This is a genomic window from Streptomyces sp. JJ36, from assembly GCF_021696945.1.
GTDB lineage: Bacteria > Actinomycetota > Actinomycetes > Streptomycetales > Streptomycetaceae > Streptomyces.
The window spans coordinates 18,916-38,312 of record NZ_JACYHE010000059.1; the positions used below are offsets into that span (position 1 = coordinate 18,916).

At 72.7% G+C, this 19,397-nt stretch carries 18 protein-coding genes; 15 read left to right on the forward strand and 3 right to left on the reverse strand.

Annotated elements, in window-relative coordinates:
• The first annotated feature begins 59 nt into the window (after positions 1 to 59).
• From pdxT to HOY81_RS20045, 10 genes are all read left to right on the forward strand, one after another.
• The gene (gene pdxT / locus HOY81_RS20000; RefSeq protein ID WP_237321843.1) at positions 60 to 650 is read left to right on the forward strand and encodes a pyridoxal 5'-phosphate synthase glutaminase subunit PdxT; all 591 of its coding nucleotides are present in this window, start codon (positions 60 to 62) and stop codon (positions 648 to 650) included.
• A gap of 58 nt (positions 651 to 708) precedes the next feature.
• Positions 709 to 1,461 (forward strand): YebC/PmpR family DNA-binding transcriptional regulator, encoded by a 753-nt coding sequence (locus HOY81_RS20005; RefSeq protein ID WP_237321844.1) that lies wholly within the window; start codon positions 709 to 711, stop codon positions 1,459 to 1,461.
• Between the two features lie 191 nt (positions 1,462 to 1,652).
• Complete coding sequence (gene ruvC, locus HOY81_RS20010) at positions 1,653 to 2,213, forward strand: crossover junction endodeoxyribonuclease RuvC (protein WP_237321845.1); 561 nt, start codon at positions 1,653 to 1,655, stop codon at positions 2,211 to 2,213.
• Positions 2,210 to 2,836, forward strand: coding sequence for a Holliday junction branch migration protein RuvA (gene ruvA / locus HOY81_RS20015; RefSeq protein ID WP_237321846.1), 627 nt, complete (start codon positions 2,210 to 2,212; stop codon positions 2,834 to 2,836). Before ruvC ends, ruvA begins: the two co-directional genes overlap by 4 nt.
• 40 nt (positions 2,837 to 2,876) lie before the next feature.
• Positions 2,877 to 3,971 carry a Holliday junction branch migration DNA helicase RuvB gene (ruvB, locus tag HOY81_RS20020; protein WP_237321847.1) on the forward strand — a complete coding sequence of 365 codons (1,095 nt, stop codon included), beginning with the start codon at positions 2,877 to 2,879 and terminating at the stop codon, positions 3,969 to 3,971.
• Between the two features lie 167 nt (positions 3,972 to 4,138).
• Positions 4,139 to 4,621 (forward strand): preprotein translocase subunit YajC, encoded by a 483-nt coding sequence (gene yajC, locus HOY81_RS20025; protein WP_237321848.1) that lies wholly within the window; start codon positions 4,139 to 4,141, stop codon positions 4,619 to 4,621.
• A 128-nt stretch (positions 4,622 to 4,749) separates the two neighbouring features.
• Positions 4,750 to 6,573: a protein translocase subunit SecD gene (gene secD / locus HOY81_RS20030; protein ID WP_237321849.1), complete on the forward strand. Its 1,824-nt coding sequence runs from the start codon at positions 4,750 to 4,752 to the stop codon at positions 6,571 to 6,573.
• Positions 6,574 to 7,683 (forward strand): protein translocase subunit SecF, encoded by a 1,110-nt coding sequence (gene secF, locus HOY81_RS20035; RefSeq protein ID WP_237321850.1) that lies wholly within the window; start codon positions 6,574 to 6,576, stop codon positions 7,681 to 7,683.
• A gap of 5 nt (positions 7,684 to 7,688) precedes the next feature.
• Positions 7,689 to 8,243 carry an adenine phosphoribosyltransferase gene (locus HOY81_RS20040; protein WP_237321851.1) on the forward strand — a complete coding sequence of 185 codons (555 nt, stop codon included), beginning with the start codon at positions 7,689 to 7,691 and terminating at the stop codon, positions 8,241 to 8,243.
• A 143-nt stretch (positions 8,244 to 8,386) separates the two neighbouring features.
• Positions 8,387 to 10,918 carry a bifunctional (p)ppGpp synthetase/guanosine-3',5'-bis(diphosphate) 3'-pyrophosphohydrolase gene (locus HOY81_RS20045; RefSeq protein WP_237321852.1) on the forward strand — a complete coding sequence of 844 codons (2,532 nt, stop codon included), beginning with the start codon at positions 8,387 to 8,389 and terminating at the stop codon, positions 10,916 to 10,918.
• Between the two features lie 149 nt (positions 10,919 to 11,067).
• Here HOY81_RS20045 and HOY81_RS20050 read toward each other — a convergent pair whose 3' ends face one another.
• Entirely contained in the window at positions 11,068 to 12,297 is a 1,230-nt protein-coding gene (locus HOY81_RS20050; RefSeq protein WP_237321853.1) for a DUF349 domain-containing protein, read from the reverse strand.
• A gap of 158 nt (positions 12,298 to 12,455) precedes the next feature.
• Complete coding sequence (locus HOY81_RS20055) at positions 12,456 to 13,286, reverse strand: peptidylprolyl isomerase (RefSeq protein WP_237321854.1); 831 nt, start codon at positions 13,284 to 13,286, stop codon at positions 12,456 to 12,458.
• A 148-nt stretch (positions 13,287 to 13,434) separates the two neighbouring features.
• Between HOY81_RS20055 and HOY81_RS20060 the strand changes: the two genes are divergently transcribed.
• From HOY81_RS20060 to HOY81_RS20075, 4 genes are all read left to right on the forward strand, one after another.
• Complete coding sequence (locus HOY81_RS20060; protein WP_237321855.1) at positions 13,435 to 14,151, forward strand: MBL fold metallo-hydrolase; 717 nt, start codon at positions 13,435 to 13,437, stop codon at positions 14,149 to 14,151.
• Between the two features lie 12 nt (positions 14,152 to 14,163).
• Entirely contained in the window at positions 14,164 to 15,429 is a 1,266-nt protein-coding gene (hisS, locus tag HOY81_RS20065) for a histidine--tRNA ligase (RefSeq protein ID WP_237321856.1), read from the forward strand.
• Between the two features lie 64 nt (positions 15,430 to 15,493).
• Complete coding sequence (locus HOY81_RS20070; protein WP_237321857.1) at positions 15,494 to 16,156, forward strand: vitamin K epoxide reductase family protein; 663 nt, start codon at positions 15,494 to 15,496, stop codon at positions 16,154 to 16,156.
• Between the two features lie 56 nt (positions 16,157 to 16,212).
• Positions 16,213 to 17,598 (forward strand): replication-associated recombination protein A, encoded by a 1,386-nt coding sequence (locus HOY81_RS20075; protein WP_237321858.1) that lies wholly within the window; start codon positions 16,213 to 16,215, stop codon positions 17,596 to 17,598.
• Positions 17,599 to 17,762: 164 nt separating this feature from the next.
• Here HOY81_RS20075 and HOY81_RS20080 read toward each other — a convergent pair whose 3' ends face one another.
• The gene (locus HOY81_RS20080; RefSeq protein WP_237321859.1) at positions 17,763 to 18,602 is read right to left on the reverse strand and encodes a DUF2470 domain-containing protein; all 840 of its coding nucleotides are present in this window, start codon (positions 18,600 to 18,602) and stop codon (positions 17,763 to 17,765) included.
• Positions 18,603 to 18,657: 55 nt separating this feature from the next.
• Here HOY81_RS20080 and rpsD point away from each other — a divergent pair, with 55 nt between their 5' ends.
• Positions 18,658 to 19,269 carry a 30S ribosomal protein S4 gene (gene rpsD / locus HOY81_RS20085; RefSeq protein ID WP_237321860.1) on the forward strand — a complete coding sequence of 204 codons (612 nt, stop codon included), beginning with the start codon at positions 18,658 to 18,660 and terminating at the stop codon, positions 19,267 to 19,269.
• The last annotated feature ends 128 nt before the right edge of the window (positions 19,270 to 19,397 follow it).

Below are 19,397 nucleotides of genomic sequence, written 5' to 3' on the forward strand. Positions count from 1 at the left end.
AGGGTGGCGGCCCGCCCGGCGGGCCGCCACCGCCGCACGTCCGCAGAGAGGTCACTTCCGTGAGCAGCACCGTCATCGGCGTGCTCGCCCTGCAGGGCGACGTCCGCGAGCACCTCGCCGCGCTCGAGGGCGCCGGGGCCGCGGCACGTCCCGTGCGCCGCCCGGCCGAACTCGCCGGCGTCGACGGCCTGGTGATACCGGGCGGCGAGTCCACCACCATGTCCAAGCTGGCCGCGGCCTTCGGGCTGCTGGAACCGCTGCGCGCCCGGGTGCGGGAGGGCATGCCCGCGTACGGCTCCTGCGCCGGTATGATCATGCTCGCGGACAAGATCCTCGATCCCCGCTCGGGGCAGGAGACCATCGGCGGCATCGACATGATCGTCCGGCGCAACGCGTTCGGGCGGCAGAACGAGTCCTTCGAGGCCGCGCTGGAGATGGACGGCGTCCCGGGTGGCCCGGTCGAGGGTGTGTTCATCCGCGCCCCCTGGGTGGAGTCCACCGGGGCCGCCGTGCGCACTCTGGCCGCGTACGACGGCCACCCGGTGGCGGTCCGCCAGGGGAACCTGCTGGCCACCGCCTTCCATCCGGAGCTGACCGGCGACCACCGGGTGCACGCGGCCTTCGCCGAGCTGGTGCGGGCGGCGGCCTGATCCGCGGACGTTAGTATCTGACGCACTGCACTGTTGGCGAGACCGAAGGAGCAAGGCTGTGTCCGGCCACTCGAAGTGGGCAACCACCAAGCACAAGAAGGCCGTGATCGATGCCAAGCGCGGCAAGCTCTTCGCCAAGCTGATCAAGAACATCGAGGTCGCGGCCCGGATGGGCGGCGCCGACCCGGACGGCAACCCGACGCTGTACGACGCCATCCAGAAGGCGAAGAAGCAGTCCGTCCCGAACAAGAACATCGACAGTGCGGTCAAGCGGGGCGCGGGCCTGGAGGCCGGCGGCGCCGACTACGAGACGATCATGTACGAGGGGTACGGGCCCAACGGCGTGGCCGTGCTGGTCGAGTGCCTCACGGACAACCGCAACCGCGCCGCCTCCGACGTCCGGGTCGCCATGACCCGCAACGGCGGCTCGATGGCGGACCCCGGCTCGGTCGCCTACCTCTTCAACCGCAAGGGCGTCGTCATCGTCCCCAAGGGCGAGCTCACCGAGGACGACGTGCTGGCCGCCGTGCTGGACGCGGGCGCCGAGGAGGTCAACGACCTGGGGGAGAGCTTCGAGGTCATCAGCGAGGCCACCGACCTGGTCGCGGTGCGCTCCGCTCTCGTCGACGCGGGCATCGACTACGAGTCCGCGGACAACAACTTCCTGCCCAGCGTGCAGGTGGAGCTCGACGAGGAGGGCGCGCGCAAGATCTTCAAGCTGATCGACGCCCTCGAGGACAGCGACGACGTGCAGAACGTCTTCGCCAACTACGACGTCACCGACGAGATCATGGAGAAGGCCGGCGGCTGACCCGCCCGCCGCCGCCCCGCGCGGTGCGTCCCGCCGGAGTCGTCGGTGCCCGGCGGTCTGACGGGGTTCTTCCGGCGTCTTCCGGTGTCCCACGACGTCTTCCGGTGTCCCACGGTGTCTCCGGGTGTCTGTCGGTGGCGGCCGGTAGCCTGCGACGGCGGTGACAGCGACGGCAGGAGGGAGGCAGTGGCGTGCGAGTGCTGGGCGTGGACCCGGGGCTGACCCGTTGCGGCCTGGGCGTCGTCGAGGGCAGTGCCGGACGGCGGCTCGCGATGGGCGCCGCCGGCGTCGTCCGCACCCCCTCGGACGCGCCCGTCGCCGAGCGCCTGGTGCGGATCGAGCAGGGCCTGGAGGAGTGGCTCGACGCCCACCGTCCCGAAGTCGTCGCCGTGGAGCGGGTCTTCAGCCAGCACAACGTGCGCACGGTGATGGGCACCGCGCAGGCGAGCGCGGTGGCCATGCTCTGCGCGGCCCGCCGCGGGCTGCCGGTGGCCCTGCACACGCCGAGCGAGGTGAAGGCCGCCGTCACCGGCACCGGACGGGCGGGCAAGGAGCAGGTGGGCGCCATGGTGACGCGGCTGCTCCGGCTGGACGCCCCGCCCAAGCCGGCCGACGCGGCCGACGCCCTCGCCCTGGCCATCTGCCACATCTGGCGGGCGCCCGCCGTCAGCCGCCTCCAGCAGGCCCACGCCGCCGCCCGGGGCGCGCGCCCCGGCCGGCCGGCGGGAACCCCGAAAGGCCGTACCGCATGATCGCCTTCGTCTCCGGTCCCGTGGTCTCGCTCTCCCCGGACACCGCGGTGGTCGAGGTGGGGGGCGTGGGCATGGCCGTCCAGTGCACCCCGGACACCCTCTCCGGGCTGCGCGTGGGCACCCCCGCCCGGCTCGCGACCTCGCTGGTCGTCCGGGAGGACTCCCTCACCCTCTACGGCTTCGCGGAGGACGACGAACGGCAGGTGTTCGAGCTGCTGCAGACCGCCAGCGGCGTCGGCCCCCGGCTCGCCCAGGCGATGCTCGCCGTGCACCGGCCCGACGCCCTGCGCACCGCCGTGGCGACCGGCGACGAGAAGGCGCTGACCGCCGTGCCGGGCATCGGCAAGAAGGGCGCCCAGAAGCTGCTGCTGGAGCTGCGGGACCGGCTCGGCGAGCCGGTCGCCGCGGGCGGGTCCGCGGCCGGGGCCCGCCCGGCCGCCGCCGGGCCGCCGCCCTGGCGTGAGCAGCTCCACTCCGCCCTGGTCGGACTGGGCTACGCGCCCCGCGAGGCGGACGAGGCCGTCGAGGCCGTCGCCCCCCGGGCCGAGCCCGCGGACGGTGCGCCGCCGCCGGTCTCCGAGCTGCTGCGGGCGGCCCTGCGGACCCTGAGCCGGGCCCGTTGAGCAGCGCACGACGATCCGACCCCGACCCGAGGCAGACCTCATGAACTGGGACGAGCGCACCGAGACCGCCGCGGCGGCCGACCCCGCGGGGCACGCCGCCGACCGGCTGATGGGAGCCGAGGCGGACGGCGAGGACCAGGCCGTCGAGGCCGCCCTGCGCCCCAAGGACCTGCGGGAGTTCATCGGCCAGACCAAGGTCCGGGAGCAGCTCGACCTGGTGCTCCGGGCCGCCCGCGCCCGGGGCGCGGCCGCGGACCACGTGCTGCTGTCCGGAGCTCCCGGGCTCGGCAAGACCACCCTCTCCATGATCATCGCAGCGGAGATGGAGGCCCCGCTCCGCATCACCTCCGGGCCGGCCATCCAGCACGCCGGTGACCTGGCGGCCATTCTCTCCTCGCTCCAGGAGGGGGAGGTGCTCTTCCTCGACGAGATCCACCGGATGTCACGGCCCGCCGAGGAGATGCTCTACATGGCCATGGAGGACTTCCGGGTCGACGTCGTCGTGGGCAAGGGCCCGGGAGCCACCGCCATCCCGCTGGAGCTGCCGCCGTTCACCCTGGTCGGTGCGACCACCCGGGCGGGGCTGCTGCCGCCGCCGTTGCGGGACCGCTTCGGATTCACCGCCCACATGGAGTTCTACGAGCCCGCGGAACTGGAACTGGTGGTGCACCGCTCGGCCCGGCTGCTGGACGTCCGTACGGACGCCGAGGGCGCGGTGGAGATCGCCGGCCGGTCCCGCGGCACCCCGCGGATCGCCAACCGGCTGCTCCGCCGGGTGCGGGACTACGCCCAGGTCAAGGCGGACGGGGTGATCACGAGGGAGACCGCAGCCCGGGCCCTGGAGATCTACGAGGTGGACCGGCGGGGTCTGGACCGGCTCGACCGCGCCGTGCTCGGGTCCCTGCTCAAGCTCTTCGGCGGGGGCCCGGTGGGGCTCTCGACACTCGCCGTGGCGGTGGGGGAGGAGCGGGAGACCGTGGAGGAGGTCGCGGAGCCCTTCCTGGTGCGGGAGGGGCTGCTCGCCCGCACTCCGCGGGGGCGCGTCGCCACGCCGGCGGCCTGGGCGCACCTGGGGCTCACACCCCCGCAGAACGCGCCCGGGGGAGCGGGACAGCCGGGATTGTTCGGGATGTGACCCGACACGGACTCGCCGGGAGCGGAACCCGAGTGCCATGCTTGACGTTGTTCCATCGGCGACAGCTCGCTTAGACTCCGCCGACGCCGCCCCTCCCGGGCGGTTTGCCCACCCCCGAATACCAGGCCGCATCAACCGACGCGGTCGTGTGAAGGAATCCTTCCGCCGTGAATATCGTGACGCTCCTCCCCTTCATCGTGATCATCGGGGCCATGTTCCTGATGACCCGGTCCGCCAAGAAGAAGCAGCACCAGGCCGCGCAGATGCGCGACCAGATGCAGCCCGGCACCGGGGTCAGGACGATCGGGGGCATGTACGCCACCGTCAAGGAGATCGGCGACGACACGGTCCTCCTCGAGGTCGCTCCGGGCGTGCACGCCCACTACGCAAAGAACGCCGTCGGCGCCGTGCTGGAGCCCGAGGAGTACGACCGTATCGTCCATGGCGAGCCCGCGGAGCTGAAGGCCGACGGCGCTCCGGTGGTCCCGGACGACGCGTCCGCGCTCACCTCCGACGCCGACGCCGACGCGGATGGCAAGATCGACCTGGGCAAGAAGTCCGGCTCGGCCGAGGCCGACGCCGGGGACGCGGACGCCGACCGCCCGGAGTCCGAGGGCACCCGGCGGAAGGGTGACGCCGACTCCGAGTAGGGGCCGCGGCCACCGGGCCGGCGCACGGCCCGCAGGTCAGGACCCGTAGACCACTTCGCGTCCCGCGCTGCGGCCGGTCCGGCATGTCCGGGCCCCGGCGCGGGCGGCCGGACAGGAGAGACGAGAAGGTGGCAGCACCGAAGAAGGGCCGCAGGTCCCCGGGGGTTCAGGGGAAGCCCGGGCGCGCTCTGGTGATCCTGCTGATCGCGATCGTGGGCCTCACCGCGGGCATGTTCGCCTCGGGCACCACGACGCCCCGGCTGGGCATCGACCTCGCAGGCGGTACGAGCATCACGCTCACCGCCCGGGAGGAGCCCGGCAAGCAGGACGCGATCAACCCGACGAACATGAACACCGCCGTGGCGATCATCGAGCGGCGCGTGAACGGGCTGGGCGTGTCGGAGGCCGAGGTACGGACCCAGGGCTCCGAGAACATCGTCGTCAACATCCCCAAGGGGACGAACGAGAAGCAGGCGCGCGACCAGGTCGGCACCACCGCGAAGCTGAACTTCCGGCCCGTCCTCACCTACGACGCCGCGGCGCCGCAGCCCGGCGACGGGCAGAAGGACGGGAAGGACGGCAAGCAGGACGACTCCGCCCAGGGCCAGGAGAAGGACGAGGGGAAGAAGGACGAGAAGAGCGACGGCGAGCAGGCGGAGCAGTCCGCCGCCCCGTCCGGCTCGCCCTCGCCGTCCTCGACGACGCAGGGTCGCGCCGTGAGCGACGCCCTCAAGGACGATCCCTCGGCCTCCCCCTCCGGCTCCCCGGACGCCTCCGAGAGCGCGCCCCCGGAGCAGGACCCGACGACGCCCGCCCCGGACACCGGCATCCCTGCGGACCTGCAGAAGAAGTTCGCCGCGCTGAACTGCTCCACCGACGAGGCACGGTCCAAGGCGGGCCGTGAGGCGGCCCGCACCCCGCCGGACAAGCCCACGGTGGCGTGCAGCCTCCCGGAGGAGGACCGGCCGCCGCTGAAGTACGTGCTCGGCCCGGTCGCCGTGAAGGGCAAGAACGTCGACGACGCCAGCGCCGTCTTCGACCAGCAGCGCGGCCAGGGCTGGATCGTGCAGATGTCCTTCAACGACAAGGGCAGCGACGCCTTCGCCGACATCACCGGCGAGCTGTCCCGGAAGCCCCAGCCGCAGAACCAGTTCGCCATCGTGCTGGACGGCCAGGTGATCTCCGCCCCCAGCGTCAGCGAGCGACTGGTCGGCGACGCCGAGATCTCCGGAAGCTTCACCCAGCAGTCGGCCGAGGACCTCGCGAACGTCCTCTCCTACGGTGCCCTGCCGCTGACCTTCGAGGAGAGCAACGTCACGACGATCTCCCCGACGCTGGGAGCCGAGCAGCTCAAGGCCGGTCTCATCGCCGGCGCGATCGGGCTGGCCCTGGTCGTGGCGTACCTGCTCTTCTACTACCGCCTGCTGGGCCTGGTGGCGATCGCCAGTCTGGTGGTGGCCGCCGTGCTCACCTACACGATCATGACCCTGCTGGGGCCGGCCATCGGCTTCGCCCTCAGCCTTCCGGCCATCTGCGGAGCCATCGTGGCCATCGGCATCACGGCGGACTCGTTCATCGTGTACTTCGAGAGAATGCGGGACGAGGTCCGCGAGGGGCGGGCCGTGCGCTCGGCCATCGTGCGCGCCTGGCCGCATGCCCGGCGCACCATCGTCGTCTCCGACGTGGTCTCGATCATCGCCGCCGTGGTCCTCTTCATCGTCTCGGTCGGCTCGGTGCAGGGCTTCGCCTTCGTGCTCGGCCTGACCACCGCCATCGACCTGGTGATCGTCTTCCTGCTCACCAAGCCGACGATGATGATCCTCGCGAACCGCCGGTACTTCGCCGAGGGACGCCCCTGGTCCGGGCTCGACCCGAAGCGGCTCGGCGCACGGCCGCCGCTGCGCGGCCGCGGCCGCCGCCGGACCACTTCCGCCGCACCGAAGGAGGCCTGAATGTCCCGGCTAGGGAACCTCGGCGCCAAGCTGTACCGGGGAGAGACCAGCTACGACTTCGTCGGCCACCGCAAGCTCTGGTACGGCATCACGCTGGCGTTCGTCGTCGTCGCGCTCCTGGGGCTGGGCCTCCGCGGCCTCTTCATGGGCATCGAGTTCCAGGGCGGCGCGGTCTTCACCACCCCGCCGAAGGCCTCGATCTCCGAAGCCGAGGCGCGGGACATCGCCCAGGACACCGCCGACCGCGACGCGCGGGTCCAGGAGCTGGGCAACGGCGCGCTGCGGGTCCAGGTGACCGACCTGGACACCGAGCAGTCCGGGGAGACCCGGGCCGCGCTCGCGGACGCGCTCGGCGTGCCGACCCAGGACATCAACGCCGAGCTGGTCGGTCCGAGCTGGGGCGACCAGATGACCGACAAGGCCCTGCAGGGCATCGTGGTCTTCCTGGCTCTGGTGAGCGTCTACCTGGCGATCGCCTTCGAGTGGCGGATGGCCGTGGCGGCCCTGGTCGCCCTGGTCCACGACCTCGTCATCACCGTCGGCGTCTACGCGATCGTCGGTTTCGAGGTCACGCCCGGAACGGTGGTCGGCATGCTGACCATCCTCGGTTACTCCCTGTACGACACGGTGGTCGTCTTCGACAAGGTCAAGGAGAAGACCCGCGCCCTGACCAAGCAGGACCGGTACACCTACAGCGAACTGGCGAACCTCGGGATCAACGCCACGGTGGTGCGCTCCGTCAACACCTCGGTGGTCGCCCTGCTGCCGGTCGGTGCGCTGCTGTTCATCGGCAGCGGCCTGCTGGGCGGCGGGATGCTCAAGGACATCGCCCTCTCGCTCTTCGTCGGCCTCGCCGCCGGTACCTTCTCCTCGATCGTGATCGCCACCCCGGTCGTCGTGGATCTCAAGACGCGGGAGCCCGCCGTCCGTGAGCACGACCGCCGGATCCTGGCCCGCCGGGCCAGGGCGGGCACGCGCGAGGGGGAGCCCGCCGGTGCGGACGGAACCGCCGGCGAGGGGAGCCCGGCCGGTGCCCCGGCGGGCGACCGGGCTCCTGCGGCACCCGCCGGAGCGGCCGGGCCCTCCGGCCACCGCGCCCGGGGGAGGTGAGCGGGATGAGCGTGACCGCCGACGACCGGGTGCGGGAGCTGCTGCTGAGCCGCATCCGCGACATCGCGGACTACCCGAAGCCGGGCGTGATGTTCAAGGACATCACCCCGCTGCTCGCCGACCCCGCCGCGTTCGCGGCGCTCACCGAGGCGCTGGCCGGGCTGTGCCGTACGCACGGCGCCACCAAGGTGGTGGGGCTGGAGGCCCGGGGCTTCATCCTCGCCGCCCCGGCCGCGGTGCAGGCCGGCATCGGGTTCGTCCCGGTGCGCAAGGCGGGCAAGCTCCCCGGAGCCACCCTCGGCCAGGCGTACGAGCTGGAGTACGGCAGCGCGGAGATCGAGGTGCACGCCGAGGACCTGACCGGCGCCGACCGCGTCCTGGTGATCGACGACGTGCTCGCCACCGGCGGCACCGCCGAGGCGTCGCTGCAGCTCATCCGGCGGGCCGGCGCCGAGGTGGCGGGCCTGGCGGTGCTGCTGGAGCTCGGCTTCCTCGGGGGCCGGTCCCGGCTGGCCCCGGCCCTGCGGGACGCGCCCCTGGAGGCGCTGGTCACGGTCTGAGGACGCCACCCGGCCGCGCGGGCCGGTGACCCGGTATCGTCCGGGCACCGGCCCGCGTCGTGCGTCCGGGTGCCGCACCCCGGGGGAACGCGGGCGGGATCGCTACCATGGCAGTCCGACCCGGTGTCCAGCGAGGAGTGCACGTGCCAGACGAGGCCCAGCCGCTCACCACCGGCAAGAGCCGGGAGGCCGAGCAGGCGAAGGGCGCCGCGGCGGGCTCCGCCAAGGCGCCCCAGCCCGACCGCAACGGCGGTGCCGCGCGGTCCGCCGACGGGTCCGCCCGGGGGCGGGGCGGAACCGCCCGCGCCGCGGAGCACGCGTCCCGGGCCCAGGTCGCTCCCGCACGCCCGGTCTCCGGTGTCTCCGGGCGCTCCGGCTCCTCCAACCGGGTGCGTGCCCGGCTGGCCCGGCTCGGGGTGCAGCGGGCGAGCCCCTTCAACCCCGTCCTGGAGCCGCTGCTGCGTATCGTGCGCGGCAACGACCCCAAGATCGAGTCCGCCACGCTGCGCCAGATCGAGCGGGCCTACCAGGTCGCCGAGCGCTGGCACCGCGGCCAGAAGCGCAAGAGCGGCGACCCGTACATCACGCACCCGCTCGCGGTCACCACGATCCTCGCCGAGCTGGGCATGGACCCGGCCACCCTGATGGCCGGGCTGCTGCACGACACCGTCGAGGACACCGAGTACGGCCTGGAGACCCTGCGCCGCGACTTCGGCGACCAGGTGGCGCTGCTGGTCGACGGCGTCACCAAGCTGGACAAGGTCAAGTTCGGGGAGGCCGCGCAGGCCGAGACCGTGCGCAAGATGGTCGTGGCGATGGCCAAGGACCCGCGGGTGCTGGTGATCAAGCTCGCCGACCGGCTGCACAACATGCGCACCATGCGCTATCTCAAGCGGGAGAAGCAGGAGCAGAAGGCCCGCGAGACGCTGGAGATCTACGCTCCGCTCGCCCACCGGCTGGGCATGAACACCATCAAGTGGGAGCTGGAGGACCTCGCCTTCGCGATCCTCTACCCCAAGATGTACGACGAGATCGTCCGGCTGGTCGCCGAGCGCGCACCCAAGCGCGACGAGTACCTGGCCATCGTCACCGACGAGGTCCAGGCCGACCTGCGCGGCGCCCGGATCAAGGCCACCGTCACGGGGCGGCCGAAGCACTACTACAGCGTCTACCAGAAGATGATCGTCCGCGGCCGCGACTTCGCCGAGATCTACGACCTGGTGGGCATCCGGGTGCTGGTGGACACCGTCCGGGACTGCTACGCGGCGCTGGGCACCGTGCACGCCCGGTGGAATCCGGTGCCCGGGCGGTTCAAGGACTACATCGCGATGCCCAAGTTCAACATGTACCAGTCGTTGCACACGACGGTCATCGGGCCCGGTGGCAAGCCCGTCGAACTCCAGATCCGCACCTTCGACATGCACCGCCGCGCCGAGTACGGCATCGCCGCGCACTGGAAGTACAAGCAGGAGGCCGTCGCCGGCGCCTCCAAGGTCCGCACCGACGTGCCGAAGAAGTCCGGCAAAGGCGGGGACCAGGACGCGGTCAACGACATGGCGTGGCTGCGGCAGCTCCTGGACTGGCAGAAGGAGACGGAGGACCCCGGGGAGTTCCTGGAGTCCCTCCGCTTCGACCTCTCCCGGAACGAGGTCTTCGTCTTCACCCCCAAGGGCGATGTCATAGCCCTGCCCGCCGGCGCGACGCCCGTCGACTTCGCCTACGCGGTGCACACCGAGGTCGGTCACCGCACCATAGGCGCCCGGGTCAACGGGCGGCTGGTGCCGCTGGAGTCCACCCTGGACAACGGCGACCTGGTGGAGGTCTTCACCTCCAAGGCGTCCGGTGCGGGCCCCTCCCGCGACTGGCTGGGCTTCGTCAAGTCACCCCGGGCACGCAACAAGATCCGCGCCTGGTTCACCCGGGAGCGCCGTGACGAGGCGATCGAGCACGGCAAGGACGCCATCGCGCGGGCCATGCGCAAGCAGAACCTGCCGATCCAGCGCATCCTCACCGGAGACTCGCTGGTCACTCTCGCCCACGAGATGCGCTACCCGGACATCTCCGCGCTGTACGCCGCCATCGGCGAGGGTCACGTCGACGCGCAGAACGTCGTCCGGAAGCTGGTCCAGGCCCTCGGTGGGGAGGACGCCGCCAACGAGGACATCGCCGAGACCCAGCCGCCGCTGCGCCGCCGGAGCAAGCGCCGCTCCAGCGCAGACCCGGGCGTGGTCGTCAAGGGTGTGGACGACGTCTGGGTGAAGCTCGCCCGCTGCTGCACCCCGGTCCCCGGGGACCCGATCATCGGCTTCGTGACCCGGGGCAGTGGCGTCTCCGTGCACCGCGCGGACTGCCAGAACGTCGATGCGCTCTCCCGGGAGCCGGAGCGCATGCTGGAGGTCGAGTGGGCGCCCACCCAGTCCTCCGTGTTCCTGGTCGCCATCCAGGTGGAGGCGCTGGACCGCTCCCGGCTGCTCTCGGACGTCACCCGGGTCCTCTCCGACCAGCATGTGAACATCCTGTCCGCGGCCGTGCAGACCTCCCGGGACCGGGTCGCCACCTCCCGCTTCACCTTCGAGATGGGCGACCCGAAGCACCTGGGCCATGTGCTCAAGGCCGTGCGGGGCGTGGAGGGCGTCTACGACGTCTACCGGGTGACCTCGGCCCGCAGGCCCTGACCGGGCCCGCAGGCCCCGCCCAGCCGGCCGGCTCCCCGCCCGGGCCCACGCGGGCGACACGGACCGACCGCGGTCCCGCCGCCCGGGGGACGGGACCGCGGTCGGTCCGTGCGCGGAGTGCCCCGGCACGCCGGGCCGGAGGCGGCCGGTCAGCCGCCGAACTCCTCCAGGCCCTTCTGCGCCTGGTCGAGCAGCGCCTGCCGGCCCTCCAGCTCCTTCTCCAGCTTCTCGGCCTTGGCCGTGTTCCCCGCGGCCCGCGCCTGCTCGGCCTGTGCGCGGAGCTTGTCCACGGCGTCCTGCAGCTGGCCGGTCAGCCCCTCGGCCCGCGCCCGCGCCTCCGGGTTGGAGCGGCGCCACTCGGCCTCCTCGGCCTCCTGGATCGCCCGCTCCACGGCGTGCATACGGCCCTCGATGCGGGCCTTCGCGTCCCGCGGCACATGGCCGATCGCGTCCCAGCGTTCGTTGACCGCCCGGAATGCGCTGCGCGCCGCCTTGAGGTCGCTCACCGGGAGCAGCTTCTCCGCCTCCGCGGCCAGCTCCTCCTTACGGGTGAGATTCTCCCGCTGCTCGGCGTCCCGCTCGGCGAAGACCGCGGCGCGGGCCTGGAAGAAGACGTCCTGGGCTCCCCGGAAGCGGTTCCACAGGTCCTCCTCGTGCTCCCGCTGGGCCCGGCCCGCGGCCTTCCACTCCTGCATCAGCTCGCGGTACTTGGCGGCCGTGGGGCCCCAGTCCCGCGAGTCGGAGAGCGCCTGCGCCTCGGCGACCAGCTTCTCCTTGCGCTTCCTCGCCTCCTCGCGCTGGGCGTCCAGCCGCGCGAAGTGCGCCTTCCGCCGTTTGGAGAAGGCGGAGCGGGCGTGCGAGAAGCGGTGCCACAGCTCGTCGTCGGACTTGCGGTCCAGCCGGGGCAGCCCCTTCCAGGTGTCCACCAGGGCGCGCAGCCGCTCGCCGGCCGCCCGCCACTGGTCGCTCTGCGCGAGCTGCTCCGCCTCCGCGACCAGCTCCTCCTTCGCCCGGCGGGCCTCCTCGGCCTGCCGGGCCTTCCGCGCCTTCCGCTCCTCGCGGCGCTCCTCGACCGCCGCCGTCAGCGCGTCCAGCCGGCGGCGCAGGGCGTCCAGGTCGCCGACGGCGTGGTGCGCGTCGACCTGCTCCCGCAGGTGCTCGATCGCGGTCATGGCGTCCTTGGCGGACAGGTCCGTGGTCTGCACCCGGCGCTCGAGGAGGCTGATCTCGACGACCAGGCCGTCGTACTTGCGCTCGAAGTAGGCCAGGGCCTCCTCGGGGGAGCCCGCCTGCCAGGAGCCGACGACCTGCTCGCCCTCCGCGGTACGTACGTACACGGTCCCCGTCTCGTCGACGCGGCCCCACCGGTCGCTGCTCACAGCGCCTCCTCCACGTGATGCCCCGGGAGGAACGCGCGTCCCCCGGACATCGTCCACAGTTCTCGTCAAGGCCAACATAGGCGAATGCCGGCCGCGCTGTCCGCATCCAGCGCGGCCGAAATTTCCCCCGTACGCGGCCTAAGTCGCTGATCAGGCGATCAGGACGCGGTGACGGTGGCCTTGTCGATCACCACGGTGGCGTTGGGCGTCTGGCCGCGCGGGCCGCCCGCCCCCGCCTCGGCGATCTTGTCCAGCACCTTCATGCCGGCCTCCGAGACGGTCCCGAACGGGGTGTAGCTGTTCGGCAGCTTGCTGTCCTTGTAGACCAGGAAGAACTGGCTGCCGCCGGAGTCCTTCTGGCCGGTGTTCGCCATGGCGACGGTGCCCCGGGGGTAGGTGCCGTCCTTCACCCGGGGGTCCTTCAGGTTCTCGTCCGGGATGGTGTAGCCGGGGCCGCCGTTGCCCTGCCCGGTCGGGTCGCCGCACTGCAGCACGTGGATCCCGGTGGTGGTGAGCCGGTGGCAGGGCGAGTGGTCGAAGAAGCCCTTCCCGGCCAGGAAGTGGAAGGAGTTGACCGTGTGCGGCGCCTTGGCGGCGTCCATCTCGATCCCGATCTCCCCGCAGGTGGTCTCCAGCGTCATGGTGTAGGTCGCCGACTCGTCGATGGTGACCTTCGGCTCCTCCTTCCACTGCTGGGTGCTCGCCTTGCCCTTGGCCGGCTTCTCGCACGGGTCCGGGGCCTTGCTGGGCGTGGGCTGCGCGTCGGCCGCCGTGTCCTTGGCGTCCTTGCCGTCCTTGCCGTCCTCGGAGCCGCCCCCGAGGCCGCCGGAGGCGGCGTAGGCCCCGCCGGCGGCGAGCACCAGCACCAGGCCCACGGCGACGGCCGCGTTGCGGATGCGGGCCTTCCGGCGGGCCTCCGCCCGCCGCTGCTGCTGCCGCAGGTACTTCTCGCGTGCGAGCTGCTTCCGCCGCTGCTCACTGCTGACCACGGATCGTCTCCTTCGGAACGTGTCGGGGCGTACACGCGTACGGGGCCGCGATGCCGGTCCGTACGGTATACGCATTCGCGGCGTGCGTACCGGCGCCGGTAGGCTCTTCAGCAGCCGTTACCCACTGCCGGACGACCGAAGGACGAACGTGCTCGTAGCCGGGTTCCCCGCCGGGGCCTGGGGGACCAATTGTTATCTGGTCGCCCCCGCCGCCGGCGAGGAGTGCGTGATCATCGATCCGGGCCACCAGGCCGCCGACGGGGTGCGGGAGGCCGTCGCCAAACACCGGCTCAAGCCGGTCGCCGTGGTGCTCACCCACGGGCACATCGACCATGTGGCCTCGGTCGTCCCGGTCTGCGGCGCGCACGACGTGCCCGCCTGGATCCACCCTGCCGACCGCTACATGATGAGCGACCCGGAGAAGGCCCTGGGCCGCTCGATCGGACAGCCGCTGATGGGCGAGCTGACGGTCGGGGAGCCGGACGACGTCGCGGAGCTGACCGACGGCGCGCGGCTGGAACTGGCCGGGCTGGAGCTGACCGTCTCGCACGCGCCGGGGCATACCAAGGGGTCGGTGACCTTCGGCATGCCCGAGCAGGCGGACATCCCGCCGGTGCTGTTCTCGGGCGATCTGCTGTTCGCCGGCTCCATCGGACGTACCGACATGCCCGGCGGCGATCACGCCGAGATCCTCCAGTCGCTGGCCCGGGTGTGCCTGCCGCTGGAGGACTCGACCGTGGTGCTGGCCGGCCACGGCCCCCAGACCACCATCGGCCGCGAGCGCGCCACCAACCCCTTCCTGCGGGAGGTGGCCGCGGGCGGCCCCGGAGGCGGCGTCGGCGCCGCTCCGCGACGAGGAATGTGACGAAGGCTTTCCGTGAGCACCTTTTCCGCCCCCAAGGGCACCTACGACCTGCTGCCCCCGGACTCCGCGGACTACCTGGCGGTCCGTGAGGCGTTCTCCGCGCCGCTGCGGCGGTCCGGGTACGGCTATGTGGAGACCCCCGGCTTCGAGCACACCGAGCTCTTCTCCCGCGGTGTCGGCGAGTCCACCGACATCGTGACCAAGGAGATGTACACCCTCACCACCAAGGGCGGCGACGAGCTGGCCCTGCGCCCCGAGGGCACCGCCTCCGTGCTGCGCGCCGCGCTCCAGGCCAACCTGCACCGGGGCGCGCTGCCGGTGAAGCTCTGGTACTCCGGGTCCTACTACCGCTACGAGCGTCCGCAGGCCGGCCGCTACCGGCACTTCTCCCAGGTCGGCGCCGAGGCGCTGGGCGCCGAGGACCCGGCGCTGGACGCCGAGCTGATCGTCCTCGCCGCCGACGCCTACCGCTCCCTGGGGCTGCGTCACGTCCGGCTGCTGCTCAACTCGCTCGGCGACCGGGAGTGCCGCCCGGTCTACCGCGCGGCGCTCCAGGACTTCCTCCGCGGTCTCGACCTGGACGAGGACACCCGGCGGCGGATCGAGCTCAACCCGCTGCGGGTGCTCGACGACAAGCGGGAGAGCGTCCAGCGGCAGCTCTCCGGCGCCCCGATGATGCGGGACCACCTGTGCGAGGGGTGCAAGTCCTACCACGAGCAGGTGCGCGAGCTGCTGACGGCGCAGGGCGTGGCCTTCGAGGACGACCCGCGGCTGGTGCGCGGGCTGGACTACTACACCCGCACCACCTTCGAGTTCGTGCACGACGGTCTGGGCTCCCAGTCCGCGGTCGGCGGCGGCGGCCGCTACGACGGGCTCTCGGAGATGATCGGCGGCCCGGAGCTGCCCTCGGTGGGCTGGGCGCTGGGCGTGGACCGGACCGTGCTGGCGCTGCGGGCGGAGGGCGTCTCCCTGGAGCTGCCGCCCGCCACCGAGGTGTTCGCCGTGCCGGTCGGCGAGGAGGCCCGCCGGGAGCTCTTCACCGCCGTGACGGAGCTGCGCCGGCAGGGGGTCGCCGCGGACTTCGCGTACGGCGGGAAGGGCATGAAGAACGCCATGAAGTCGGCGAACCGTTCCGGGGCCCGCTACGCGCTGGTGCTGGGCGACCGCGACCTGACCGAGGGGGTGGCCCAGCTCAAGAACCTGGAGAGCGGCGAGCAGCGGCCCGTGCCACTCGATCGAGTGGTCACCGAGGTGTGCGCGAAGCTGGGCCGGACCTGAGGGCGTTGGGGCACAATGAGGGACAGCCGGACCTCGTACTGACGACGACGGGACACCACGCGCTATGACCACCACGGCACCCCGCGCGCATGCGCGCGCCGACGCGGAAGCGGACGGACCGCCGACGGGCGCTGCGGGCGCCGTGGGCGCCGGGCGCGCCTTCTCCTGGCTCCTGATGGTGGCCGGGGCGGCCGGCCTGCTGGCCGCCTGGGTCATCACGATGGACAAGTTCAAGCTGCTCGAGGCGGAGATCGCCGGGGAGAAGTTCGTCCCCGGCTGCAGCATCAACCCCGTCGTCTCCTGCGGCAACATCATGGAGAGCGAGCAGGCCGAGGTCTTCGGCTTCCCGAACCCGATGCTCGGCCTGGTCACGTACGGCATGGTGATCGCCGCCGGGGCGGGGCTGCTCGCCGGCGCCCGCTTCCCCCGCTGGTGGTGGCTGACCTTCAACGCCGGGTGCCTCTTCGGCGTCGGGTTCGTGACCTGGCTGATGTACCAGTCGCTCTACACCATCGGGGCCCTGTGCCTGTGGTGCTGCCTCGCCTGGGTCGCCACGATCTTCCTGTTCTGGTACGTCACCGGGCACAACATCCGCAGCGGTTTCCTCCCGGCGCCCGCCGGGGTGAAGGACTTCGCCGGGGAGTTCCACTGGGTGGTCCCGGTGGTGCACATCGGCATCATCGGCATGCTGATCCTCACGAACTGGTGGGACTTCTGGACCAGGTGAGGTCCGCCCCGGTGGCCGGGCCCCGGCTGTCGGTGGTGTGACTTAGGGTTTCCGGCGTGGAGCCCGATCTGTTCACCGCCGCCGCCGAGGACCGTCAGGCCCGGGAGCCGTCGGCCAGCCCGCTGGCCGTCCGGATGCGCCCGCGCACCCTGGACGAGGTGGTGGGCCAGCAGCATCTGCTGCGGCCCGGGTCGCCGCTGCGCCGGCTCGTCGGCGAGAACGGCGGCGGTCCGGCCGGTCCCTCGTCCGTCCTGCTCTGGGGCCCGCCCGGCACCGGGAAGACGACCCTCGCGTACGTGGTCAGCCAGGCCACCGACGCGCGCTTCGTCGAACTCTCCGCGATCACCGCGGGGGTCAAGGAGGTGCGCGCGGTCATCGACGGCGCCCGCCGCTCCTCCGGGGCGTACGGCAAGGACACCGTCCTCTTCCTCGACGAGATCCACCGCTTCAGCAAGGCGCAGCAGGACTCCCTGCTGCCCGCCGTGGAGAACCGCTGGGTCACGCTGATCGCGGCCACCACCGAGAACCCGTACTTCTCGGTGATCTCGCCGCTGCTCTCCCGGTCCCTGCTGCTCACCCTGGAGCCGCTCACCGAGGACGACCTGCGCGGGCTGCTGCGCCGTGCGGTCGCGGAGGAGCGCGGGCTGGGCGGCGCGGTGCGCCTGCCCGGGGAGTCCGAGGCCCATCTGCTGCGCCTCGCGGGCGGGGACGCCCGGCGTGCGCTCACCGCGCTGGAGGCGGGGGCCGGCGCGGCGCTCGCCAAGGGTGAGGACACGGTGAGCCTGGCCTCCCTGGAGGAGGCGGTCGACCGTGCCGCGGTGAAGTACGACCGGGACGGCGACCAGCACTACGATGTGGCCAGCGCGCTGATCAAGTCGATCCGCGGCTCGGACGTGGACGCCGCGCTGCACTACCTCGCCCGGATGATCGAGGCGGGGGAGGACCCGCGGTTCATCGCCCGGCGGCTGATGATCTCCGCCAGCGAGGACATCGGGATGGCGGATCCGACGGCCCTGCAGACGGCGGTCGCGGCCGCGCAGGCGGTGGCGATGATCGGCTTCCCGGAGGCCCGGATCGCCCTCTCCCAGGCGACGGTGGCGCTGGCCCTGGCACCCAAGTCGAACGCCGCCTATCTGGCCATCGACGCCGCCCTGGCGGACGTCCGTGCCGGGCTCGCCGGACCGGTGCCCCCGCACCTGCGGGACACCCACTACAAGGGCGCGCAGCAGCTCGGGCACGGCCGGGAGTACCAGTACCCGCACGATCTCCCCGGCGGCATCGCCGCCCAGCAGTACGCACCCGACGCCGTCCACGGCAAGCGGTACTACGAGCCGACGCGCTACGGCGCGGAGGCCCGCTACGCGGAGGTCGCCGAGCGGGTGCGGGCCCGGCTGCGGGGGGACCCGCCGCGTCCGGCGGGCGAGGAGACCGGCGGGGCCTGAGCCGGCTTCCGCCCTCCGGGGCGCTCTCCGGCGGGCCCCGGGCCCGGGAGAAGGCGCCCGGCGACCACGCCCGGGACGCACGGGTGGCAGGGTGCTGCGGTGAACGGGACGGCACGGACGGCGCACCGCAGCGGCACGCGGGGAGGGGCCGCCGGTGCTCCGCCTCAGCTCCCGGCGGCCTCGAAGAGCCGGTGCATCGCCCGCCGCAGTGCGGTGAGGTCCCCGACCGGTTCCGGGAACTCGAAGCGTGCGTCGAAGCAGCGCCCCGGTCCGGCGAAGCGCAGCCGCATGCCGTAGCGGTCCAGGGAGAGCGGGGCGACCCGGTCCCAGGCCCCGCACAGCTCCTCGCCGTCGTCGCCGAGCAGCGAGCAGAGCCCGCGCACGCGGTCCCCGTGCGCCGCGGCCAGATGCTGGAGGAGTTCCGCCTCGTGCCGGGCCAGCGGGTCCGGGGCGGCCGCGGCGAACTCCTCCGGCTCGACGTGCTCCTCACCCCACAGGTCGTCCACCCGGGCCTCGCCCACCTCCAGCCGGAGCAGCACCTGCGGGCCGTGCACCTCCGGGCCCTCCGGCTGCCCGCGGGAGAGGAGACCGGCGCACCGCGCGTGGTCCGTCCCGGGTACAGCCGTCAGCCAGCCCGCGACCCAGGCCTGTCCGCGTACCCGGTGGGGCACCGCGACCGGAGCGACATCCGTGAGTTCCATCACGGCCGTGAGGTCGTCGTGCTGTGCGTGGGCGGCGGCGCGTGCGGCCGGCGCATCGGCCGTGACCTGCACGAGCACGTCGCCGTCCGGGGTCACGGCCCGCCGGAGCGGGGCGCTCCCGCCGAGGGGGTCCTCGGGAAGGTGCTCGGCCCCGGGAATGCGGAGCCGTGCGGATACGCTGGATTCCACGAGGGTTCGTACACGCTCGGCGGCCGTGGGCTGCCGGGCGTCTTCCACGGGACGCGGCTGACCCGGTCCCGCATCGCCATCGGTGCCGGACAGGGGGATCCCAGGTCGAAACATGCGTTCTCCTCCGCTAAGGTAAGCCTCACCTAACTTACACGGAGGTCCGTTCAACGTGAACCAGTCGCGTCCCAAGGTCAAGAAGTCGCGGGCGCTGGGCGTCGCGCTGACCCCGAAGGCCGTCAAGTACTTCGAGAAGCGCCCCTACCCGCCCGGCGAGCACGGCCGCGGCCGCAAGCAGACCAGCGACTACAAGGTCCGGCTGCTGGAGAAGCAGCGGCTGCGGGCCCAGTACGACGTCAGCGAGCGCCAGATGGTCCGCGCCTACGACCGCGCCCGCAAGGTCGAGGGCAAGACCGGCGAGGCGCTGATCATCGAGCTGGAACGGCGGCTGGACGCCCTGGTGTTCCGCTCCGGCCTGGCCCGGACGATCTACCAGGCCCGCCAGATGGTCGTGCACGGGCACATCGCGGTCAACGGCCGCAAGGTCGACAAGCCGTCCTTCCGGGTGCGCCCGGAGGACGTGGTGCAGGTCCGCGAGCGCAGCCGCAGCAAGCACCCCTTCCTCGTCGCCCGCGAGGGCGGATACGCCCCCGACGGCGAGACCCCGCGCTACCTCGAGGTCAACCTGGAGGCGCTCGCCTTCCGGCTCGACCGCGACCCGAACCGCCGTGAGGTCCCGGTCGTCTGCGACGAGCAGCTCGTCGTCGAGTACTACGCCCGCTGACCGCCCGGTCCCCGGCCGTCCCGCTCAGCCGCCGGCCCGCCGTCGGCACCGCCCGCCGGCGGGCCGGCGGGCTGCCGTGTGCCGGCGGTGCCGTGCCCGGGCATCCGCCCGGTGGCGCCCCGGCGCCG

Coding starts and splice junctions, on each gene's coding strand:
- ruvA (WP_237321846.1), top strand. CDS start 2,210: ATGATCGCCTTCGTCTCCGGTCCCGTGGTCTCGCTCTCCCCGGACACC.
- ruvB (WP_237321847.1), top strand. CDS start 2,877: ATGAACTGGGACGAGCGCACCGAGACCGCCGCGGCGGCCGACCCCGCG.
- secF (WP_237321850.1), top strand. CDS start 6,574: ATGTCCCGGCTAGGGAACCTCGGCGCCAAGCTGTACCGGGGAGAGACC.
- HOY81_RS20040 (WP_237321851.1), top strand. CDS start 7,689: ATGAGCGTGACCGCCGACGACCGGGTGCGGGAGCTGCTGCTGAGCCGC.
- HOY81_RS20070 (WP_237321857.1), top strand. CDS start 15,494: ATGACCACCACGGCACCCCGCGCGCATGCGCGCGCCGACGCGGAAGCG.
- HOY81_RS20080 (WP_237321859.1), bottom strand. CDS start 18,602: ATGTTTCGACCTGGGATCCCCCTGTCCGGCACCGATGGCGATGCGGGA.